18 protein-coding genes are annotated in these 21,089 nt (G+C 69.6%); 12 read left to right on the top strand and 6 right to left on the bottom strand.

Features of this window, described 5'->3' with window-relative positions:
• Positions 1-2: 2 nt before the first annotated feature.
• The 4 genes from DIE16_RS34785 to DIE16_RS34770 form a co-directional block, all read right to left on the bottom strand.
• The gene (locus DIE16_RS34785) at positions 3-1,013 is read right to left on the bottom strand and encodes an ABC transporter permease (protein WP_124894307.1); all 1,011 of its coding nucleotides are present in this window, start codon (positions 1,011-1,013) and stop codon (positions 3-5) included.
• A gap of 59 nt (positions 1,014-1,072) precedes the next feature.
• A complete protein-coding gene (locus tag DIE16_RS34780; RefSeq protein ID WP_124894306.1) occupies positions 1,073-2,713 on the bottom strand; it encodes an ABC transporter substrate-binding protein in 1,641 nt (546 codons plus the stop codon).
• Positions 2,714-2,776: 63 nt separating this feature from the next.
• On the bottom strand, positions 2,777-3,352 hold the full coding sequence (locus DIE16_RS34775) for a GNAT family N-acetyltransferase (RefSeq protein ID WP_124894305.1): 576 nt from the start codon (positions 3,350-3,352) through the stop codon (positions 2,777-2,779).
• A complete protein-coding gene (locus tag DIE16_RS34770; RefSeq protein ID WP_124894304.1) occupies positions 3,349-4,518 on the bottom strand; it encodes an MsnO8 family LLM class oxidoreductase in 1,170 nt (389 codons plus the stop codon). Before DIE16_RS34770 ends, DIE16_RS34775 begins: the two co-directional genes overlap by 4 nt.
• Positions 4,519-4,857: 339 nt before the next feature.
• Between DIE16_RS34770 and DIE16_RS34765 the strand changes: the two genes are divergently transcribed.
• The 11 genes from DIE16_RS34765 to DIE16_RS34710 all read left to right on the top strand — a co-directional run bounded on the left by DIE16_RS34765 (position 4,858) and on the right by DIE16_RS34710 (position 17,153).
• Complete coding sequence (locus DIE16_RS34765; protein WP_124894303.1) at positions 4,858-6,165, top strand: NtaA/DmoA family FMN-dependent monooxygenase; 1,308 nt, start codon at positions 4,858-4,860, stop codon at positions 6,163-6,165.
• 183 nt (positions 6,166-6,348) lie between these two features.
• The gene (locus DIE16_RS34755; RefSeq protein WP_124489199.1) at positions 6,349-7,152 is read left to right on the top strand and encodes a transporter substrate-binding domain-containing protein; all 804 of its coding nucleotides are present in this window, start codon (positions 6,349-6,351) and stop codon (positions 7,150-7,152) included.
• Positions 7,153-7,156: 4 nt separating this feature from the next.
• Positions 7,157-7,891 carry an ABC transporter permease gene (locus DIE16_RS34750; RefSeq protein ID WP_044848615.1) on the top strand — a complete coding sequence of 245 codons (735 nt, stop codon included), beginning with the start codon at positions 7,157-7,159 and terminating at the stop codon, positions 7,889-7,891.
• On the top strand, positions 7,888-8,655 hold the full coding sequence (locus DIE16_RS34745; RefSeq protein ID WP_124489197.1) for an ABC transporter permease subunit: 768 nt from the start codon (positions 7,888-7,890) through the stop codon (positions 8,653-8,655). Before DIE16_RS34750 ends, DIE16_RS34745 begins: the two co-directional genes overlap by 4 nt.
• 21 nt (positions 8,656-8,676) lie before the next feature.
• The gene (locus tag DIE16_RS34740) at positions 8,677-10,056 is read left to right on the top strand and encodes an NtaA/DmoA family FMN-dependent monooxygenase (protein ID WP_124894302.1); all 1,380 of its coding nucleotides are present in this window, start codon (positions 8,677-8,679) and stop codon (positions 10,054-10,056) included.
• Between the two features lie 112 nt (positions 10,057-10,168).
• Positions 10,169-11,713, top strand: coding sequence for a sugar ABC transporter ATP-binding protein (locus tag DIE16_RS34735; RefSeq protein ID WP_260434509.1), 1,545 nt, complete (start codon positions 10,169-10,171; stop codon positions 11,711-11,713).
• Positions 11,710-12,765 (top strand): ABC transporter permease, encoded by a 1,056-nt coding sequence (locus DIE16_RS34730; RefSeq protein ID WP_124894301.1) that lies wholly within the window; start codon positions 11,710-11,712, stop codon positions 12,763-12,765. The genes DIE16_RS34735 and DIE16_RS34730 overlap by 4 nt, the downstream gene beginning before the upstream one ends.
• Positions 12,766-12,931: 166 nt before the next feature.
• Positions 12,932-14,002: a substrate-binding domain-containing protein gene (locus tag DIE16_RS34725; RefSeq protein WP_124894300.1), complete on the top strand. Its 1,071-nt coding sequence runs from the start codon at positions 12,932-12,934 to the stop codon at positions 14,000-14,002.
• Positions 14,003-14,062: 60 nt separating this feature from the next.
• Positions 14,063-14,593 carry an OsmC family protein gene (locus tag DIE16_RS34720; protein ID WP_044848610.1) on the top strand — a complete coding sequence of 177 codons (531 nt, stop codon included), beginning with the start codon at positions 14,063-14,065 and terminating at the stop codon, positions 14,591-14,593.
• Positions 14,594-14,940: 347 nt separating this feature from the next.
• Positions 14,941-15,660: a response regulator transcription factor gene (locus DIE16_RS34715; protein ID WP_124524332.1), complete on the top strand. Its 720-nt coding sequence runs from the start codon at positions 14,941-14,943 to the stop codon at positions 15,658-15,660.
• Positions 15,660-17,153 carry a HAMP domain-containing sensor histidine kinase gene (locus DIE16_RS34710; protein WP_124894299.1) on the top strand — a complete coding sequence of 498 codons (1,494 nt, stop codon included), beginning with the start codon at positions 15,660-15,662 and terminating at the stop codon, positions 17,151-17,153. Before DIE16_RS34715 ends, DIE16_RS34710 begins: the two co-directional genes overlap by 1 nt.
• Positions 17,154-17,374: 221 nt before the next feature.
• On the opposite strand, the gene DIE16_RS34705 is transcribed toward DIE16_RS34710, so the two are convergent.
• Both DIE16_RS34705 and DIE16_RS34700 read right to left on the bottom strand, forming a co-directional pair.
• Positions 17,375-17,764 carry a hypothetical protein gene (locus DIE16_RS34705; protein ID WP_124894298.1) on the bottom strand — a complete coding sequence of 130 codons (390 nt, stop codon included), beginning with the start codon at positions 17,762-17,764 and terminating at the stop codon, positions 17,375-17,377.
• Positions 17,765-17,909: 145 nt separating this feature from the next.
• Positions 17,910-19,010, bottom strand: coding sequence for an AraC family transcriptional regulator (locus DIE16_RS34700; protein WP_124894297.1), 1,101 nt, complete (start codon positions 19,008-19,010; stop codon positions 17,910-17,912).
• Between the two features lie 321 nt (positions 19,011-19,331).
• On the opposite strand from DIE16_RS34700, the gene DIE16_RS34695 reads away from it, so the two are divergent.
• Positions 19,332-20,966, top strand: coding sequence for an AMP-binding protein (locus tag DIE16_RS34695; RefSeq protein WP_124894296.1), 1,635 nt, complete (start codon positions 19,332-19,334; stop codon positions 20,964-20,966).
• Positions 20,967-21,089 lie beyond the last annotated feature (123 nt).

Below are 21,089 nucleotides of genomic sequence, written 5' to 3'. Positions count from 1 at the left end.
GTTCAGCGGGCTGCGCGGCGATCGCGCAGCCGGGGATCGATCAGCAGGTACAGCAGGTCGACGGCGGTGCTGAGCGCGACATAGATCGCCGCGGACAGGATCGCGATCGCGAGGATCACCGGCATGTCCTTCGACAGCACGGCGTCGACCGTCACCTTGCCGAGGCCGGGCCGGCCGAACACCTGTTCGGTGATCACCGCGCCGCTCAGCAAGCCGCCGACGAGCCATCCGGCGAGCGTGACGGCCGGCAGCGCCGCATGGCGCAGCGCATGGCGCACGCGCAGCGCGAGCCCGCCCACGCCCCACGAACGCACCGTGAGCGCGTACGGTTCGTCGAGCGCGCGCTCGATGCCTTGCCGCAGCACGCGGCCGATCACCGCGCCCTGGGCGAGCCCGAGCGACAGCGCGGGCAGCACGAGCGACGCGAAGCCGCGATCGCCGGCCACCGGGAACAGCTTCAACGTGAAGCTGAACACGAACAGCAGCATGATGCCGAGCCAGAACGAAGGCGTCGACGCGAGCAGCAGCTCGATGCCGGACGCGGCACGCCCGGCCCAGCGGCGGCCGGCGGTCAGCACCGCGAGGCCGACCGAGAGCGCGATCGTCACGACGAGCGCCGCGCCCGTCAGCTTCAGCGTCGGCCACAGCTGGCCGAGCACGAGCGGCGCGACGTCGGTGTTCAGGATGTACGAGCGGCCGAACTCGCCGTGCAGCACGCGCCACAGGTAGTGCACGTATTGCAGCGGGAGCGGCTCGTCGAGTCCCCATTCCTGGCGGATCGCCGCTTCGATCTCCGGCGTGCTCAGTTGCTCGCCGATCAGGATGCTCACGATATCGCCCGGTGCGAGATGCACGGCCGCGAACGACAGCGTGACCGCGGCCCACAGCACGAGCGCGCCGGTCGCGAGCCGCGTCGCGACCGGCGAGCGCGGCCAGCGGCGCCAGGCAGCCGGCGGTCGTGCGGCCGGCCGCGCGTCCGGCACGGGGACGGGAGCGGAAGGCGAAGGGTTCATGTGAAATCTCCTGTCGGTTCGGCGCGGTGTGCGGGGCAGCGTGGTCGACGCGCGCCCGCTTACTTCTTCACCCACACGTCGTACGGGTTCTCGGGCATCTGCGCGAACGAGCGGAAGCGCAGCCCCTGGACCGCCTTCGCGGCGGCGATCTGGTCTTCGGGCTCGTACAGCGGCACCGCGTACGCCTGCTCGTTGATCGCGAAGTGCTGCAGCTCGCCGTACAGCTTCTTGCGTTCCGCGACGTTTTGCGTGCGCGCGGCCGCCTGCAGCCAGCGGGTCAGCTCGGGCGCGGCGGCACGGCTGTAGTTCAGCGCGCCGCCGCGATCGACGGGCAGGTAGTGGCCTTCGATGTCGATGCCGTCCGGCGGCGTGTTCGAGTTCGCGATCGAGCCGAACTTGCCGCTCTTGCGCGCTTCGACGTACGTGCCGTCGTCGACGTACTGGATCTTCAGGTCGACGCCGAGTCGCTGCCGTGCCTGCGCCTGCAGTGCCTGCAGCAGCACGTCGCGCTGGTCGCGCACCGTCGCCTGCGCCTGGATCACCGCGATCGTCAGCCGTTCGCCGTTCTTCGTGCGGTAGCCGCCGCTGTCGCGGACGTTCCAGCCGGCTTCGTCCAGCAGCTGATTCGCGAGCTTCGGATTGTTGCCGTAGGTCTTCTCGATCGACGCGTCGTAGAACGGATCGATCGGCGACGTGACGCCCCATGCGCGCGTGCGTTCGCCGCGATAGATCGACTGCACGATGCCGCTCGTGTCGAGCCCTTCGAGCAGCGCGCGGCGCACTTTCACGTCCTGCGTGGGACCGTACGCGACATTCAGGAACAGCGAATAGGGCGTGCCGGTGTTCAGCGCGCGGCGGTAGGTGAAATCGGCGTTCTTGCGGATCAGCGCCGCGTCGTTGCCCGACACGCCTTCGATCACGTCGACCTGACCCGACAGCAGCGCGCCGGTGCGTACCGACGATTCGGGCAGGAACCGGTAGACGACCCGGTCGAGATACGCGGGGCCCTGGTGGCCCGCCGTCGGCGGCGCCCAGCGATAGTCGGGATTCTTCGCGAACTCGATTTCCTGCCCTTTCACGTAGCGGCGCAGGATGAACGGGCCGGTGCCCGCGATATCGGCGCCGCCCGACTTCAGGCTTGGCCGCTCGAACGCGTTCGGCGACAGCAGCGGCAGCCGGCCGGCGAACGTCAGGAACGGCGCATACGGCGCGTCGAGCGTGATCGCGACCGTGCGCTCGTCGGGCGTCTTCACGTCCGCGACGTGCGAGATCAGCCGCGCGAGCTGGCTGCCGGCCGAGTACGACAGTTCGCGCGCATTCAGGAAGTTGCGGGCGACGGCCTTCGCGTCGAACGGCGCGCCGTCGGTGAACTTCACGCCGTCGCGCAGCGTGAACGTGTAGGTCTTGCCGTCGGCGGAAACCTTGTAGCCGGTCGCGAGCCACGGCACGTAGCTGCCGTCCGGCTTCTGCGCGAGCAGGCTTTCGTACGCGTTGCGCAGCAGCAGCTCGACCTTGTCCTGGCCGTTCAGTTGCGGATTCAGCGTGCGCGGCTCCGTCTCGACGCCCCAGGTCAGCGTGCCGCCGGAGACGGGCGTGCCCTGTGCGAAGGCCGCGTACGGCAACGCGAGCGCGAGCAGCACTGCGGCCGAAGCGGTGCGGCGCGAAGCGCGGAGAGTGGAATCCGGAAATGCGAATGTCATGCGTGGAAGCCTTTCACGAAGGAGGTAGCAGGGGGGGGTGTGCGAAGCCCGGCGGACGGGGCGTCACGCGTTCGCGTGGAGCGGCGCGCCGTGCGCGTTGGTATCGTCCGCCGCCGGGTCCGGACAGAGATCCGGGATCAGGATTTTGCGCAGCCAGACGAGCGGCGTGCCGAGCGCGTTCGTCGAGCGATCGAACGGCACGTAGCCATTGCGTTCGTAGTACGGCTGCAGCCACGGATGGTTGGTCGCGGTCGCGAGACAGGTCGCGGGTGCCTTGAGCTGCGCCGCGAGGAACTGCGTCTCGACGTGCGCGAGCAGCGCGTGTCCGAATCCCCGCCGCTTGAGCGCGGGGGCGACCGCGAACCAGTGCAGGAACGGATACGGCGTGCGATGGCGTTCGCCGGATACCCACGGAAACCGCACGGTCAACGTGGCCGCGAGGGCCGGACGGCCTTCCGGTGTCGCGTGCTCGAGCACGAACGTGGTTTCGCGCGCGACGGTCTGCGCGACGCGTTCGATCGGCGAGCGCGTGATCGTGAAATGCACGCCCTGCGGCACGAGCGGCGCATACGCATCCTGCAGCAGCGCATAAAGGGCCGGCACGTCGGCGGCGCCGGCGATGCGGATCGTATCGGTCATCGCGCGGTGCCCTCGAAGTCGGGTTGCCGTGCCGTCGTGCGCTCGCGCGAACCGCTCGCATCGGGCTGGTGCCGCGCCGCCGCGCCGCGCTCGTCGGCCGACGCGCCGGCCAGCAGCCGCAGCGACGCAATTCGCGGTGCGGCATCGGCGAGCGGCGTGTCGACGATGAATTCGGCAACGCCGTGGCGGCGATGCAATGCATCCAGTTCGTGCAGCACGTCGTCGCGCGTACCGTGCACGATCCGCGTTTCGCGCGGATCGATCCGGTGCGGGCCGCCGCCGGCCTGGCGGATGTAGGCGTGCGCCTGTTCGAGGCTGCCGACGTTGACGGCGGGCGTGTCGCCCACCTGCACGCGAAAGCCCTGATGTCCGTGCGCGAGTTGCGTGGCGGCGTCGCGGGTTGTCGCGACGATCGCGGAGACCGCGAGCAGCGGCGTGCGGCCGCCGGACGCGCTTCGATACGCGTCGAACGTGCGTTCGAGATCGATGGCGGATGCATTCAGGTGCGACGCATAGACGAATGCCCAGCCGAGCCGTGCGGCGAGTTCCGCGCTTTGCACGCTCGCACCGAGCAGGAACGGTCGTGCGGGGACGGGCGGCAGCGGCGTCGCGTGCGGTGTCGTGCTGTCCGCGTCCGATGTGTCCGATGCGTCGGGCTGTGTGACCTCGTGTCGAAGATGACGATTCAGCGCGTCGGCCAGATCGGCGAACGACGCGCGCCGGGCCGGATCGTAGCCGGCCTGCAGCGCGCGCGTCGACAGCGGCAGGCCGCCCGGCGCCTTGCCGATACCGAGATCGACGCGGCCCGGTGCGAGCGACGCGAGCAGGTTGAAGTTCTCGGCGATCTTGTACGGACTGTAGTGCTGCAGCATCACGCCGCCCGAGCCGACGCGGATGCGCCGCGTATGCGCGAGCACGTGCGCGATCAGGATCTCCGGCGACGGGCACGCGAGCGCGGCGGTGTCGTGATGCTCGGCGAGCCAGTAGCGGTGATAGCCGGCGGTGTCGGCGAAGCGCGCGAGCGATACGCTGCGCGCCAGCGCGTCGGCGGCGGTTTCTCCCGGCGCGACCGGGCTCTTGTCGAGCACGCTCACGCGGAACGGCAACGCGGACAGAGCGGACGGAGCGGACGAATCGGAGTCGGAGCGGATGGCGTCGAACGTCATGATGAAGCGATCGGCGCGAGTCGAAGCGGCCTGATCAACGGGTTTGGCATGCCGAATTATTTTGCGCCGCCGTTCGCACGGTCAAACAATCAAGAAGAATATCGAAAGCCGAAAATATTCGTTCCGGCCGACCGGGCCGCTTGCGTTATGGTCGGTGGCTGCGCGCCCCGCGGCGCGTTCCCGGCGCATGCGGGACGGTCCGGCGCGAGCGTGCTCGCCGTCGCGATGCCGGCATGCGGCCGCCGATCAAACGGAATCACGAGGAGTGCAGATGAACGATCCACGCGAACGAAACGCGACGCGCAGCGCACGCCATCGCGCGACGAGCGGAGCCGCGTCATGAGCGGCGCACGCAGACGACTGAAGACGCTCGTCGGCGCGGCGAGCGTGCTGTACGCACCCGGCGACTCGGATGTCGCGCACGGTGTGCGACGCGCGGCGTCGCTCGCACGCAAGGCGGAGGCCGAGAAGATCACCGGCCTCTTTACCGCCGACCTGCTGCAGGCCGATGCGGCCGGCCTCGCCGGCACCACCGGCAGCCAGGAGCCGATCGTCGCGCTGGCCGCGCTGAGCCAGGCGACCTCGGCGATCGGCCTCGTCGCGACGGTATCGACCACGTATCACCATCCGTACAACCTCGCGCGGCTGATCGGCACGCTCGATCACGTGAGCGGCGGGCGGGCCGCGTGGAACGCGGTCACGTCGTCGGTCGGCGAGGAGAATTTCGGCGATGCGGCGCTGCCCGACCCCGAACGGCGTTACGCACGGGCGGCCGAATTCGTCGAAGTCGTCAACGCGCTGTTCGATGCGAACGATCCGGACGCGACGCGGCGCGCTCAGGGCGGCGGCATTTCGGTCGACCCGCGCAAGCTCGGCGCGATCGACTACCACGGCGAGCACTTCCAGGTGCAGGGGCCGCTGAACGTGCCGCCGTCGCCGCAGCGCAGGCCGGTGCTGTTTCAGGCCGGGCAGTCGGCCGGCGGCGTAGCGCTTGGCGCGCGGTACGCGGAGGTCGTCTACACGTCTCAGCCGACGCACGACGATGCGCGCGCGTTCGTCGCCGCGCTGCATCGGCAGGCCGCCGCGTTCGGCCGCGGCGACCGGCTGCCGCTCGTGATGAACTCGTTTCATTCGGTGATCGGCGAATCCGATGCCGACGTCGCGCGACGGCTGCGCGACAAGCATGAACGCATCGATTACGAACAAGGCAGGCTGAAGCTCGCCGACATGCTCGGCGGCGTCGTCGACCTGCGCGACCTGCCGCTCGACCAGCCGTTGCCGGCGTCGCTGCTGCCGGCCATCGACAGCGTGCATCGCCGGCGCGGGCGGGTTGCGATCTTCGTCGGCTATGCGCGCCAGCGGCTGACGCTGCGCGAGCTGATCGTCCGCGCCCAGGAGACCGGCCACTGGTTCGTCGCCGGCACGCCGGAACAGCTCGCCGACGCGATCGAGGCGCGCTATCGCGCGGGGCTCGTCGACGTGCTGTCGCTGCACGGGCTCGGCCAGCCCGACCAGGAAGACCTGCTGCTCAACGGCTTGCTGCCCGAGCTGCGGCGTCGCGACCTGCTCGATACCGACTACGTGGGCGGCGATTTCCGCGCGAACCTGGAGCTGCCGGCTTTGCAGCGCGAAACGGCGCTGGCGTGAGCGGGCGAACGGCCGAACGATGCACCGTGCTTCGCGTTCGGCGGTGCGCCGTTGCGCCATATCGCGCAATCAGATATTCATCGAAAAAATAACCATTTGGTACACGCTTGCGCGCGCTTTACAGTCTGGCCTCCTGCCGGCTGCAACGCCGGTCGTTTCGACGTTATTTCAGAAATTCGCCACATGAATCGTTTGATGCGTTCCAGGGTCCGCCGTGCCGCGGCCGCGCTGTTCGTGCTCGGCCTCGTGCCGGCTTCCCATGCAGCCCAGCCGACGTTGCGCGTCGGCATCGACGCCGAGTCGTATCCGCCGTTCTTCTCGAAGGACGCGGCCGGCAAGTGGAAGGGCTGGGAAATCGACCTGCTCGATGCCGCGTGCGGCAAACTGAACGTGCGCTGCGAGCTCACCGACATTGCGTGGGACGGCCTGATTCCGGCGTTGCAGAACCGCAAGATCGACGTGATCTGGTCGTCGATGACGATTACCGGCGAACGGCAGAAGGCGATCGATTTCAGCCGTGCCTATTACGAGTCGCCGACGGTGTTCGTCGGCGCGAAAAGCGACCGGCGCCGCGTCGATTGCGCGGTGCCCGCGAGCTTCAAGGGCCGCGTGATCGGCGTCGAGGCCGGCACGAACTTCTCGGCGTTCCTCGACTCCCGCTTCAAGCCGGACGCGCAGATCAAGGCCTTCGACAAGTTCGACAACGCGCTCGCGGATCTGGTGTCCGGCCGGGTCGACTACGTGCAGGAAGGCAAGGGGCTGTTTACGGCATTCCTCGCGTCGCGCGACGGCAAGGACTTCGAGATCAAGGCGACCTGCGCGGACAATCCGGTGCTGGGCCTCGGCATCGGCGCGGGCGTGCGCCAGGGCGATGCGCTGCGCGGCAAGCTGTCGACCGCGATCGCGCAACTGCAGCAGGACGGCACGTGGGATGCGATCACCGCCCGCTATCCGAACCTGAAGGGCACGATCGAGAAGGGCCGCTGACGCGATGGCCGCGGACGATTCGCTGCTCGCGTTGCTCGCATTCGGCGACGGCGGCTATGGCCGCGTGTTCGCGGGCGCGTTCGCGCTGACGTTCGGCGTCGCGGCAGCGTCGTTCGGCACCGGCGTGCTGCTCGGCATCGCCGGCGCGCTCGGCAAGCTGTCGCGCCACGCGCCGCTCGCGTGGCTCGCGCGGCTCTACACGACGCTGGTGCGCGCGCTGCCCGAGCTGTTGTGCCTGCTGCTCGCGTTCTATGCGCTCGCGCCTGCCGTCGAGGCCGCGCTGCACCGCGGCGGCCTCGCGCCCGACGGCTTCGCATTCCCGCCGTTCCTCGTCGCGGCGCTGTCGCTCGGGTTCATCCAGGGTGCGTATCTGACCGACATCTTCCGCGCGGCGCTCGTCAACGTGCCGGCCGGGCAGATCGAAGCCGCGCACGCGTACGGGATGACGCCGTGGCAGACGTTCGCGCGCATCCGGCTTCCGGCCGCCGCGCGGCTCGCGTTGCCGGGCACGGGTAACGTGTGGCTGAACGCGACCAAGGATGCGTCGTTCATCAGCGTGCTCGGCTCGTTCACGGATCTGCTGAAGGCGAGCCAGCTCGCGGCCGGCGCGACGCGCCACTACGTATTCTTCTATCTCGTCACGGCCGCGCTGTTCCTGTTGCTGAGCATCGCGTCGACGGGACTCTTCGCGGCGCTCGAGCGCCACGCGAACCGTGGCACGAGGCGCGCAACCGCATGATCTTCTCGCTGCCATTCCTGCTCGACACGGTGATGCCGAAGCTGCTCGCCGCGGTGCCGACGACGCTCGCGCTGACGCTCGTGTCGGGCGCGGCCAGCGTGCTGCTGGGCGTGCCGCTCGCGCTCGCCGCCGGCGCGCGCCATGCGCCGCTGCGCTGGTCGGCGCGCGGCTGGCTCATGCTGATTCGCGGCACGCCGCTGCTCGTCCAGCTCTATTTGCTTTACTACGGATTCGGGCAGATCGTGCCGCGCGAATGGATGCGCGACAGCTGGGCGTCGCCGCTGCTGCGCGACGCGTTCTGGTACGCGATCGTCGCGTTGAGCGTGAACGAGAGCGCGTATGTCGCGACGATCCTGCGCGGCGCGATCGCCAGCGTGCCGGCCGGCGAGATCGAAGCCGGGCACGCGTACGGCATGACGCGCGTGCAGGTGCTGCGCCGCATCGTCGGCCCGCGCGCGTGGCGGCTCGCGCTGCCCGCGCTCACCGGCGAGGCGATCCTGCTGCTGAAATCGACCGTCCTCGCGTCGACCGTGACGGTGTTCGACGTGATGGGAACGGCCAATACGCTGCGCTTCGAGACGTTGCGCGTGTACGAGCCGCTGGTCGGCGCGGCTGTCGTCTATGTCGTGCTGGTCGCGCTGCTCACCATTCCGGCCGCTCGTCTCGAGAGGCATGTCAATCGCCACCTGACGCGCACCCCCGACGCTCGCGTCCCCGTACGCCGCCGCCGCGCGTCGCCGGACGCGTGGGCGGCCCCCAACTGATTCCTGGTAACGAACCTGACGATGTCCGATCCTCGCCCCTTGCTGTTTTCCCTGTATGAACAAGCCAGCGTCGGCTGCGGCGGCGCGCCGAGCCTGTGGACCCATCCCGCCGACGAACGGCTGCGCGCGAATACGCTCCCGTTCTGGTCGAACCTCGCGCGCACGGCCGAGCAGGCCGATCTCGACATGCTGTTCTTCGCGGACGTGCTCGGCCTGTACGACGTCTATGGCGGGTCGGCCGACGCAGCGGTCCAGTGGGCGGTCGAGGCGCCCGCGAACGATCCGATGATGCTGATTCCGGCGCTCGTCGCGCAGACCGAGCGGCTCGCGTTCGGCGTGACGGCGAGCACGACCTACGAGCACCCGTTCGCGCTCGCGCGCCGCTTCAGCACGCTCGATCACCTGAGCAACGGCCGGATCGGCTGGAACATCGTGACGTCCTACCTGACGAGCGCGGCGCGCAACTTCGGGCTCGACCGGATGATCGGCCACGACGAACGCTACGCGCGCGCGGAGGAGTTCCTCGACGTCGTGTACAAGCTGTGGGAAGGGAGCTGGGCGGACGATTCGGTGGTCGCCGACAAGCAAGCGCCGCGCTATGCGCGCGGCGACCGCGTGCGGCCGATCGCGCACGAAGGCACGCACTACCGCGTGCAGGGGCCGCACGTCTGCGCGCCGTCGCCGCAGCGCTCGCCCGTGCTGATCCAGGCCGGCTGGTCCGGGCGCGGGCGCGAGTTCGCGGCGAAGCACGCGGAGGTGGTGTTCGTCGCGAAGTCGAATCCGCACGAGATTCGTGCGGGCCTCGACGAGATTCGCCGGCTCGCGACGGAGCGCGGCCGCGCGGCGGACGACGTGAAGTCGCTGACCGTGCTGCGGATCGTGACCGCGCGCTCGTCGAGCGACGCGAAGGAGAAATACCACACGCTGCAGCAGCACTATCACCAGCACGCGCAACTCGTCAGCTACGCGGGCGACACCGGCATCGACATCGACCGCTATGCGGACGACGAACCGCTGACGACGCACACGGAAGGGCTCACGTCCTACGTGGTGCGGCCCGACGGCAGCGGCAAGCCGCTCACCGCCGGCGACGTGCGGCGCAAGTTCGCGAGCGTCACGCGCGGCACCGACCTGATCCTCGTCGGCTCGCCCGACGAGGTCGCCGATCAGCTCGCCGAGCATGCGCGCCAGTCGACGACGAGCGGCTACATGCTCAATCCGCTGATCAGCCCGGGCACGCTCGACGATTTCGCCGAGCTGATCGTGCCGGAACTGAAAAAGCGCGGCCTGTACCGCACGACGGCGCCGGCCGGCACCTTCCGCTCGCGGCTGAGCGGCCGCGACCGCCTGCCGGACACCGCGCACGGCGCGTCGTTCCGGCAAGCCGCCATCCGCATCTGACGGACGGTGACGCGCCGGTCGATACGGAACGACTATCAGGGGAGGGGCGTGACGTGAACCACGACGTGCTGTTCCGGCTGCAACCGCGCCGTGCCCGACAGGGGAGGCCGGCATGACTACGACGGCGAGCGAGGTTGCCGGCGCGATGCACGCAGGTCGATCGGCGTCGCCGCCTGTCCTGAGCGTCGCCGGCATCGCGAAGCGTTTCGACGCGACCGTCGCGCTGTCGGCGTTGAACCTGACGATCGACGCGGGCGAAGTGGTCGCGCTGATGGGCGCGAACGGCGCGGGCAAGTCGACCTTCGTCAAGATCCTGAGCGGCGTGCTGCGGCCGGACGGCGGCACGCTGACATTGCGCGGCCGATCGTACCGGCCGGCGTCGCCGCACGCGGCCAAGCGGCTCGGTGTCGCGACCGTGCACCAGTCGGTCGCCGACGCGGTCGTGCCGACGCTGTCGATCGCCGACAACCTGCTGCTCGACCGGCTGTGCGATCGGGCGTCGCCGTGGCGCGCGACGCCGGCCGCGCGGCGTGTCGCGGCGCGACCGCTCGCCGCGCGGGTCGGGCTCGACGTCGACCTGGCCGCGCCGCTCGCGTCGCTGTCGCTGGCGGACCAGCAACGCGTGACGCTGGCGCGCGCGCTCGGCGCTCAGCCGTCGCTGCTGATACTCGACGAGCCGACCGCCAGCCTGTCCGCACCGGAGGCCGAGCGGCTCTTCGCGCTGCTGGACGCGCTGCGCCGCGATGGTGTGGCAATCCTGCTGGTGTCGCATCGGCTCGGCGATTTGCGGCGCATGGCCGATCGCGTGGCGATCGTCCGCGACGGCCGCATCGTCGCGGATCTGCCCGCGCCCGTCGATCTGGATGCGGCGGTGCAGACGATGATCGGGCGGCCGTTGCCGAACACGCGTGAGCCGGTGCCGGCCCGCGCCGCGCCGCGCGAACCGGACGCGGCATTCAGCATGCGGCGCATCCGGCTGACGCCGGCCAGTACGCCGTTCGACCTCGACGTGCGGCGCGGCGAGATCGTCGCGATCGCGGGGCCGGTGGGCGGCGGCAAGTCGCGCCTCGCCAATACGATCTTCGGCGCCGCGCACGCGGTGGCCGGCGACATGACGCTCGACGGGCGGCCGTGGCGGCCGCGTTCGCCGGCGGATGCGATTCGCGCCGGCGTCTTCCTGGCCGGCGAGGACCGCTGGCGCACGTCGCTGTTTCCCGACAGCGTGCCGTTCGCATCGATCGCGGGCACGATCGGCTTTCCGTTTCTGGCGCGCTGGTTCGCGCGCGGCCCGGTGGGCAGGGCGCGCGAACGCGCGGCCGCCGCGGCGGCGATCGCGCGGTTCGGCATCCGCTGCACCGGCCCGGACGATCGCGTGGCTCACCTGTCCGGCGGCAACCAGCAGAAAGTCGTGCTCGCACGCTGGCATGCCGAACCGGCGCGGCTGTTGCTGCTCGACGAACCGTTTCAGGGCATCGATGCCGGCGCGCGGGCCGATATCGTCGATACGCTGCGGCGTCATGCGCAGGCGCGCGCGACGATCGTGTTCGTCAGCGATCTCGAGGAAGCTGCCGAGATCGCGGATCGTATCGTGCGGTTCGATCGCGCGACGCTCGATGACCCGCCTCCGACGTCCTCCACCTTGCATGACTGCTCATGAAAACCGTGACTTCTTCCGCCGGGCACGATGCCGCGCCCGTCGAACGACCGCGCGCCGCGGCGGCCCGCGTCCGCGACGCACTCGAGCGCACGGGCATCCTGCTCGTGCTGATCCTGCTGGTGATCGGGTTTGCGCTCAGGGAGCCTGCGTTCCTGAACGTCGACAATCTGTTCAGCATCCTGCAGTCGGTGTCGATCGTCGCGTTGCTCGGCATCGGCGTGACGATCACGCTCGCGGCCGGCGGTTTCGACCTGTCGGTCGGCAGCGTGGCCGCGACCGCGCAGATGGCCGCCAGCTATGTGCTGGTCGTGTGGCACGGCGGCACGCTGGCGGCGGTGTTCGCCTGCGTGACGCTCGGCGTGGCCGCCGGGTTGTTCAACGGCGTGCTGATTACGCGCCTGCGCGTGCCCGACCAGCTCGCGACGCTCGGCACCTTGTTCCTGATGGCCGGCCTGCAATTGATTCCGACCGGCGGCCGTTCGCTCGCGACCGGCTCGGTGCTGCCCGACGGCACGGACGCGACCGGCGTGTTCCCCGACGCCTTTCTCGCGCTCGGCCGGCTGCGCGTGTTCGACGTGGTGCCGCTGCCGGTGCTGCTGCTCGCAGCGGTCACGGCACTGGCCTGTGTCGCGATGGAGGCCACCCGATGGGGCCGCGTGATCTACGCGATCGGCGGCAACGAAACGGCCGCGCGGCTCGCCGGCGCGCCCGCCGCACGCTACCGGGTCGCCGCGTACGTCGTATCGGGGGCGATCGCGTCTCTGGGCGGCGTGTTGATCGCCGCGCGGGTCGGTCGCGGCGACGTGAGCGCCGGCCACTCGCTGCTGCTCGACGCGGTGGCCGCCGCGCTGATCGGTCATGCGGTATGGGGCGCGAAGCGGCCCAACGTGTTCGGTACCGTCGTCGGCGCGGTATTCGTCGGCGTGCTGCTCAACGGGCTGACGATGCTGAACGCGCCGTACTACATGCAGGATTTCATCAAGGGCGCGCTGCTCGTGCTCGCGCTGGCGTTTACGTTCGGCATCGGGCGCCGCACGGATGCGCGAGCGTGATGCGCATGCCGCGATGCGCCGCAGCGGCTCGCTTTGATCGGCCGGCTCACGGAGCCGGAACGGTTTGTCATCCTAAGTCATATCCATTTCCGAATCGCTCGGTTTGAGTTTGCGTGCGGCGCTGATAGATTGGGCCGATATCGTCCTATCTGGAGACAGGCCCGCCATGCGCTCGTTGCTTCGCCGGAAATCGCGCGTCGATCTGAAGATCGGTGCATGCATGCTGTGGTTCGCGACCGCGCTGGGCGTGCCCGCCGCGCAGGCCGGTCCGCTCAAGGGCGCGCCCGTGCCGTTCGACAAGGGCGGCGTGAAGATCGCGCTGGTCAACTATCTGTCGACCGGCGACTTCTTCCAGGCCTACGAGGCCGGTGCGCAGAAGCAGGCGCGTGCGCTCGGCGTCGATCTGCGCATTTACGAGGGCCGGCAGGATGCGGCCGAGCAGCGCGAGCAGATCCAGCAGGCGATCAGCGTCGGCGTGTCCGCGATCATCGTCAATCACGGCCTGCCGGAATCGCTGAAGGACGTCGTGCAGCGTGCGCTGGACAAAGGCATCAAGGTCGTCGCGTTCGACGTCGACCTCGGCAACCCGAAGGTGCCGCAGATCGAGCAGAACGATCGCGACCTCGCGAACCTGCTGCTCGGGCAGGCCGTCAAGGACAACGGCGACGCGTTCTCGGCCGGGTACGTCTACGTCGCCGGTTTCGCGCCGCTCGACCGGCGCGATGCCGCGTGGCGCGACTTCAAGCGCGCGCACCCGAAGGTGCGGGAGAAGGCGCGCTGGGGCACCGTCGATAATCCGATCGCGCAGTCCGTCGCGAATCAGGCGGCCGCGGCGTATCGCGCGAATCCGGATATCCGTGTCGTCTTTGCGCCTTACGACGAGTTCGCGCGCGGCGCGAAGCTCGCCGCGGACGAAGCGAAGCTGGCGTCGAAGATCCGCATCTACAGTGCCGACATCTCGACGGCCGACATCGAGGCGATCCGCGCGCCGAACAGCGCGTGGGTCGCGACCGCCGCGACCAATCCCGCGGTCGTCGGCGCCGTGTCGGTGCGCGCGGCGGCACTGCTGGTGGCCGGCCAGGACCCGGGCGCGCGCATCGCGGTCAAGCCGACGCTGATCACGCGCGACGATCTCGTGAAAAACGACATTCGCACCGTGGCCGAACTCGGCGCGAAGTTTCCTGCGTTCCGCGCAAGCGACGCGGCGACCGCCGCATGGATTCCGGCGGCCGACTGATCGCCTCGGCACGCGGCGAATCGATCCGTCGCCCGCGTGCAGCCTACCCCTGACTCGACCATGACGACACTCAACGACTATCTCGCACAAAAACGCGATGCGTGGCACGCGAAGCAGCAGGCAGCCCGCAACGATCCCGATTTCAAGGCGACGCCGCTGAAGGCGACCGTGCGCGCGCTCGGTCGCAGCGGCGTGCGCGAGATCCGGATTCGCGACTTCCAGGTGATCAGCGACAGTCCGCCCGACTTCGCGGGCTACAACCTCGGGCCCGCGTCGCCGGAGCTGCAGCTTGGCGTGCTCGGCAGTTGCCTCACGCATATCACGTTGATCCAGGCGGCCGAGCGCGGCCTGAAGATCGATTCGATCGCGGTCGAGGTGACCGGCGACCAGCATCCGCTCGCACAGCAGCCGGGGTTCGAGCATGTCCCGGTATTCCCGCACAACATCCGCTATACGCTCGACATCGTGTCGCCCGAGCCGTCCGAGGCCATCCGCGCGTTGCATCAGGCGGTCGAAGCGGTCTGCCCGATCTTCAACCTGCTGAGGCTGCCGCAGGAGATCGACGGCGAATTGCGGCATACGCAGGGGTGACGCGCTGGAGCGGCGATGCGTCTGCGGCCATTCCTGCTGTTTGATTTGCCTTCAGCATGAAGCAAGAAATCTGGCCCGATTTTTAACGTCCATTGGGTGTTCGGGCGGGACACCGCAGATCCTGGGTTGGAGGACGGGGCAGCAAGCCTTGCGGGCATTGGCTCACGGGACGGGCACGATCCAAACTTAAACGATTTGTGACCCCTTTCCGCCGCAAAATTTTGCACAATGGCGGCAGCGCGGCATTGCGCCGCGATTCGCCCCGGGCAGGCCGGCTTGCCGGACCTGGCCGGCCGGAACCGCCGTTCGAGACCGAAGACCGCCGCCGCCGTGCCGCCGCCGCCGCCATGGACCACCCCAAACGCATCCTGATCGTCGAAGACGACGCCGACATCGCCGACGTGCTGAGCCTGCACCTGCGCGACGAGCGCTACGAAGTCGTGCACAGCGCGGACGGCACGGAAGGGCTGCGCCTGCTCGAACAGGGCAACTGGGACGCGCTGATCCTCGACCTGATGCTGCCGGGCGTCGACGGCCTGGAAATCTGCCGGCGCGCGCGCGCGATGACGCGCTACACGCCGATCATCATCACCAGCGCGCGTTCGAGCGAGGTGCACCGGATCCTCGGCCTCGAACTCGGCGCCGACGATTACCTGGCGAAGCCGTTCTCGGTGCTCGAACTCGTCGCGCGGGTCAAGGCGCTGCTGCGGCGCGTCGACGCGCTCGCGCGCGATTCGCGGATCGACGCCGGCACGCTCGACGTCGCTGGGCTGTCGATCGACCCGATCGCGCGGGAAGCCGCCGTCGACGGCACGCGCATCGACCTCACGCCGCGCGAGTTCGACCTGCTGTATTTCTTCGCGCGGCATCCGGGCAAGGTGTTCTCGCGGATGGACCTGCTCAATGCCGTGTGGGGCTATCAGCACGAAGGCTACGAACACACGGTGAACACCCACATCAACCGGCTGCGCGCGAAGATCGAGGCCGATCCGGCCGAGCCCGTGCGGATCCTCACCGTGTGGGGGCGCGGCTACAAGCTCGCCGCGCCGGACCAGCGGGACACGTGATGAAGCTGACCCTCACCCAGCGGCTGTCGCTCGTGTTCTCGATCCTGCTGCTCGCGTGCTCGGGCGCGTCGGCGTGGCTGCAGATCCGCGCGAACGACATGCGCGAGAAGGAAGTCGTGCAGGGCCTGTCGCGCGATCTCGCCGCGCACATCGCCGGCAGCACGCCGCTGATGGACGCGAACGGGCTGCGCCCGGACGCCGTGCGCACGCTGTTCGGCCAGTTGATGGGCGTGAACCCGAGCGTCGAGGTATACCTGCTCGACAACGCGGGGCGCATCAAGGGCGACGACGCGCCGCCCGGCCACGTGAAGCGCGAGCGCGTCGATCTCGCGCCGGTGCAGCGCTTCATCGCGGGCGAGCCGCTGCCGATCCTCGGCGACGATCCGCGCAGCCCCGACGCGCGCAAGGTGTTCAGCGCCGCGCCGCTGCAGCGCGCAGGGCAGCCGCCGTCCGGCTATATCTACGTGGTGCTGCTCGGCGAAGCGCACGACCGGCTGGCCGCGCGCGTCGACGCCGGCAACGTGCTGCGCACGACGCTGTGGTCGATGGCGGTCGTCGCGCTGCTCGGCCTGCTCGCGGGCCTGATCGCGTTCAGCTTCATCACGCGCCCGCTGCGCCGGCTGACCGACGCGATGCGCCGCTTCGACGCGAACGCCGCGCCCGAGGCGCAGCCGCCGGTGCCGCGCTCGCCGCCGGGGCGACGCGGCGACGAGATCGCGGTGCTCGAATCCGCGTTCGCGCAGATGGCCGACCGGATCGGCGACCAGTGGCGCGCGCTGACGCGCCAGGACCAGCAGCGGCGCGAACTGATCACGAACATCTCGCACGACCTGCGCACGCCGCTGACGTCGCTGCACGGCTATCTGGAGACGCTGTCGTTGAAGTCCGACACGCTCGCCGAACCCGAGCGTCGCCGCTACCTGTCGATCGCGCTCGCGCAGAGTTCGAAGGTCGGCCGGCTCGCGCAGGCGCTGTTCGAGCTCGCGCGGCTCGAGTCGGGCGGCGTGCAGGCCGAGCGCGAGCCGTTCTCGCTCGTCGATCTCGTGCAGGACGTATTCCAGAAGTTCGAACTTGCCGCGCAGTCGCGCGGCATCGCGCTGCATGCGCGGATCCCGCCGCGCGTGCCGGTCGTGTGGGCCGATCTCGGGATGATCGAGCGCGTGCTGACCAACCTGCTCGACAACGCATTGCGGCACACGCCGCAGCACGGCGAGGTCGAGGTCGCGCTGACGCCGCTCGACGATCGCGTGGTGGTGACCGTGTCGGATACCGGCGAAGGGATTCCGCCGGCGCGGCGCGAAGGGCTGTTCCGGCGGCCGCAGCGGCCGATCAGCGGCGGTGCGGCGACGAGCGGCGGGCTCGGGCTGCTGATCGTGCACCGGATGCTGGCGCTCAACGGCAGCGGCATCCGGCTCGTCGATCGGGACGGGCGCGGCGCGGTGTTCGAGTTTGCGCTGGCGGTGGCGAATCCGGCGGCGGGTGAGGCGCGGTGAAGCCGACTGAAACCGACTGAAGCCGACCCGCGCCGTTGGTGCGATTTCCGCCCGAATGCATGCGCGGAAATCGCGGCGGGCTGCCCCCGGCTCGTCGGTCGTCCGTGGCTTCGGACGATGGGGCGATCAATGCGTTTCGGTCGGACGATGTCGCGATTTCAGCATCAGGATGTCACGCTGAAAGCGCTGGGTGCCGCGCACGGCCGTGCGAGTCGCCAACGTCAAGGCATCCGGAGCAATCGCTCGAGTTCCGCCGATATGGCCTCGAACTTGTTCACGCCGTCTGGCGGCCACGAATCGGGGCTGCAATCGCCGAGATCCACTTGGGATGGCGTCGCGGCGGGCCGGTAGCCGCGCAGGGTCAACGGCAAGTCGGTGCCGTCGCAGCGCAGGCGTGCAAGCAAGACGCCGGTACGCTTGTTCACCACCGCAGCCTCCCAGCATTCATCGGCACAGCCGCGCGACTGGTAGACGAGCTTCTCGCCTGGATGGGTCCACTTCAGTTCGAACGGCCCGGAAGTCTGCGCATGCGCGGATGCGCAGACGAGCAGCCAGGCAACAGACTTGACGCCACCGAGAAGTGCCAGGCAACGGCTATGCAACGGTTTCATGATTCTCCCTGTTCAACGCGCAAGATCGGCACGGCGGCTGGCGAAAGCGCGCCTTCTTTCGGCTGAAAAAAGGAACACGGTCGGTTTGCGCTGCCCCGGTGACGACTTCACCGATCCTGGTCCACGTCACCGGCGGTGCTCGCCGTCACCCGCCACGCTTGCGCCGCACCTCGCTCGGCGTCGTGCCGGTCCAGCGCTTGAACGCGTGGCGGAACCCCACCGCGTCGCTGAAGCCGAGCGTCAGCGCGATGTCCTCGGTGCTGAGCGTGGTGGTGCTCAGGTAATCGATCGCGAGCGCCTTGCGCACACTCGTCAGCAGTTCGCTGTACGACGAGCCTTCGGCGTCGAGCTTGCGGCGCAGCGTGCGCGACGTCATGCACAGCGTATCGGCGATCGCGTCGATGTCCGGAAACTGCCCGGGCGTGCGCGTGAGTTCCTGGTAGACGCGCCGCGTGACGCCGGCCTGGCTGCGCAACTCGTCGAGCAGGCGCGCGCAGTGCGACGACACCTGCGCGGCGGTGATCGGGTTCGCGAGCTGCGGCGCGCGCGCGAGCCACGCGGCCGGGTAGCTCAACGCATGGTGCGGCTGGTCGAACGCGATCGGGCATTCGAGCGCATCGGCGAGCTGCGCCGCGTGCGCCGGCTCCGGCTGCGCGAACTGCGCGCGGGCCGGCACGCACCACGCGCCCATCACGTCCTTGATGATCGTCACGTGCAGCGCGAACTGCATGTCGATCAGGAAGCGGTACAGCGGCAGGTCCGGCCCGGGCAGCGCGGCTTCGTGCGGATCCGGGAACAGCCACGACGCGGTGTCGCCCTGTTCGACCCAGCGGATCGCGAGCATTCCGTTGGCCAGCTGGTGATATTTGACGGCGGAATCGAACACATGCGCGAGCGATTCCGAGCACAGCATCGCGTAGCCGTACATTCCGTAGCTCGACGCATGCAGCCGGCGGCCGACGCGCACGCCGAGATCGGTGCCGTCGTAGCGGCCGATCGCGTTGCGCGCGGCGGTCAGGAACTGCAGCGACGACGTGAGCGTGAACGGGTCGGTGACGGCGTCCGGCGCCAGGCCGGTGCCGTCGAGCACCGCGGCCGGGTCGAGGCCGAGTTCCTGCGCGACGCCGACGAGCACGGCCAGCTTGGCCGGCGAGAAGCGTTTCTCGCGCGACGCGGGGGCGAGCGGCGCGTCCGGCGGCGGGGCGGCGCCGGCGGCCGTCGGGGTCAAGAGCGCACTGCGCGGCATGGCTGGTTCTGCGTCCGATTCGATACCGTTCCGGGTTCGCGATTCTGCGCCGGAACACGCGGGCGCGCCATAGGGTTCACCCTGATGCGTACGGGTTTGCACGGTCCGGCACGGGCAAACCGTCGCGCGAGCGCACGCCGCGGCTGGTCGCTCGCCGCGCGTTTGCGTGTCCGTTTCGATCATCTTTTCGACCGCCCGGATCATTTCCAAAGCACGGTTGGCGGGCGATAGTTCCCGCTCAGGCGACGGCCCATGCGCATCCGGTGCGCGGGCCGCCGTGCGAACGGCGCTGCCCGGTGCCGTCCCCCGAGGAGCAGGACAATGACGAAGAGACACTGGATCGGCTCGTACGGCTCGATCCCCACCGAGATCGACCCCGATCGCTTTCCTTCCGTAACCGCGCTGCTGGACGACGCGATGCGCCGCTTCGCCGAGCGTCCCGCGTTCCGCGCGCTCGGCCGCACGCTGACCTACGCCGACGTCGACCGCCTGTCGGCCGCGCTCGCCGCGTACCTGCAGCAGGTCGTCGGCGTGCGCAAGGGCGACCGCGTGGCCGTGATGCTGCCGAACGTGCTCGCGTTTCCGGTGGCGACCGTCGCGCTCGCGCGGCTCGGCGCGATCCAGGTCAACGTGAACCCGTTCTATACCGCGCACGAACTCGAGCACCAGCTCAACGACGCGGGCGTCGAAGTGGCCGTGGTGTGCGGCGGCTCGATGGGGACGTTCGCCGACGTGGTCGGCAAGACGCGCATCCGGACCGTGCTGGGCGTGGGCCGCGGCGATCTCGGCGTCGTCGATGCGCCGGCCGGCGCGTGCGACGCGTTGCCGCCGGGCTCGATCCCGCTCGCGGATGCACTCGCCGCCGGCGCATCGCTCGCATTCGAGCCGGTCGCGCTCGGCGGCGCCGATCTGCTGCTGCTGCAATACACGGGCGGCACGACCGGGCTGTCGAAGGGCGCCGCGCTGTCGCACCGCAACCTGGTCGCGAACATCGAGCAGTTCGCGGCGATCGTGTCGGGCGCACGGCAGCCGGGCGAGGAGGTCGTCGTCACGGCGATCCCGCTGTATCACATCTTCGCGCTGACGGTGAACTTCCTGTCCTACTTCGCGATCGGTGCGGAGAACTGGCTCGTCGCGAATCCGCGCGACATGGACGGCTTCATCGACGTGCTGAAGGCCGCGAGGCCGACGGTGTTCGTCGGCGTCAACACGCTGTACGCGGGGCTCGCCGGCCATCCGCGGCTGAAGGAGGTCGACTGGTCGCGGCTGAAGCTGTCGGCCGGCGGCGGCGCGGCGGTGATCGACGTGATCTCCGCGCGCTGGAAGGCCGTGACGGGCAACTTCATCCGCGAAGGGTACGGGCTGTCGGAAACGTCGCCGGTGGTCACCTTCAACCCGCAGTCGATCGACGCGTTCACCGGCACGACCGGCCTGCCGCTGCCGTCGACCGACGTGAAGCTGCTCGATGACCAGGATCGCGAGGTCGCGATCGGCGAAGCGGGCGAGATCTGCGTGCTGGGGCCGCAGGTGATGGGCGGCTACTGGCAGAAGCCGGAAGCGAATGCGGCGGCGTTCACCGCGGACGGCTACTTCCGCACCGGCGACATCGGCGTGTTCGACGCGGCCGGCTTCCTGAAGATCGTCGACCGCAAGAAGGACATGATCATCGTGTCGGGCTTCAACGTGTACCCGAACGAGGTGGAAGCGGTTGCCACCGCGTTGCCGGGCGTGGCCGAATGCGCGTGCATCGGCGTGCCGGATGCGCGCACCGGCGAGGCCGTGAAGCTGTTCGTGGTGCTCGCGCCGGACGCGGCCGTGACCGAAGCGGAGCTCGTCGCGCATTGCCGCGCGAACCTCGCGGCGTACAAGGTGCCGAAGCTGATCCGCCTGGTCGAGCGGCTGCCGAAGTCGACGGTCGGCAAGATCCTGCGCCGGGAACTCAGCCGCGCCGACTGATGGCGCCGACGCGTCGCGCGCCCGGCGGCGCGCGGGCCGGCGCGCCGAAAGCCGAGAAAGCCGAGAAAGCCGAGAAAGCCGAGAAAGCCGAGAAAGCCGAGAAAGCCGAGAAAGCCGAGAAAG

Origin of the sequence: Burkholderia sp. Bp9090, from assembly GCF_003857985.1 — a bacterium.
Classification (GTDB): domain Bacteria; phylum Pseudomonadota; class Gammaproteobacteria; order Burkholderiales; family Burkholderiaceae; genus Burkholderia.
The sequence above is the reverse complement of the archived record's forward strand: the minus strand, read 5'-3'. Positions and strand labels throughout refer to the sequence as shown.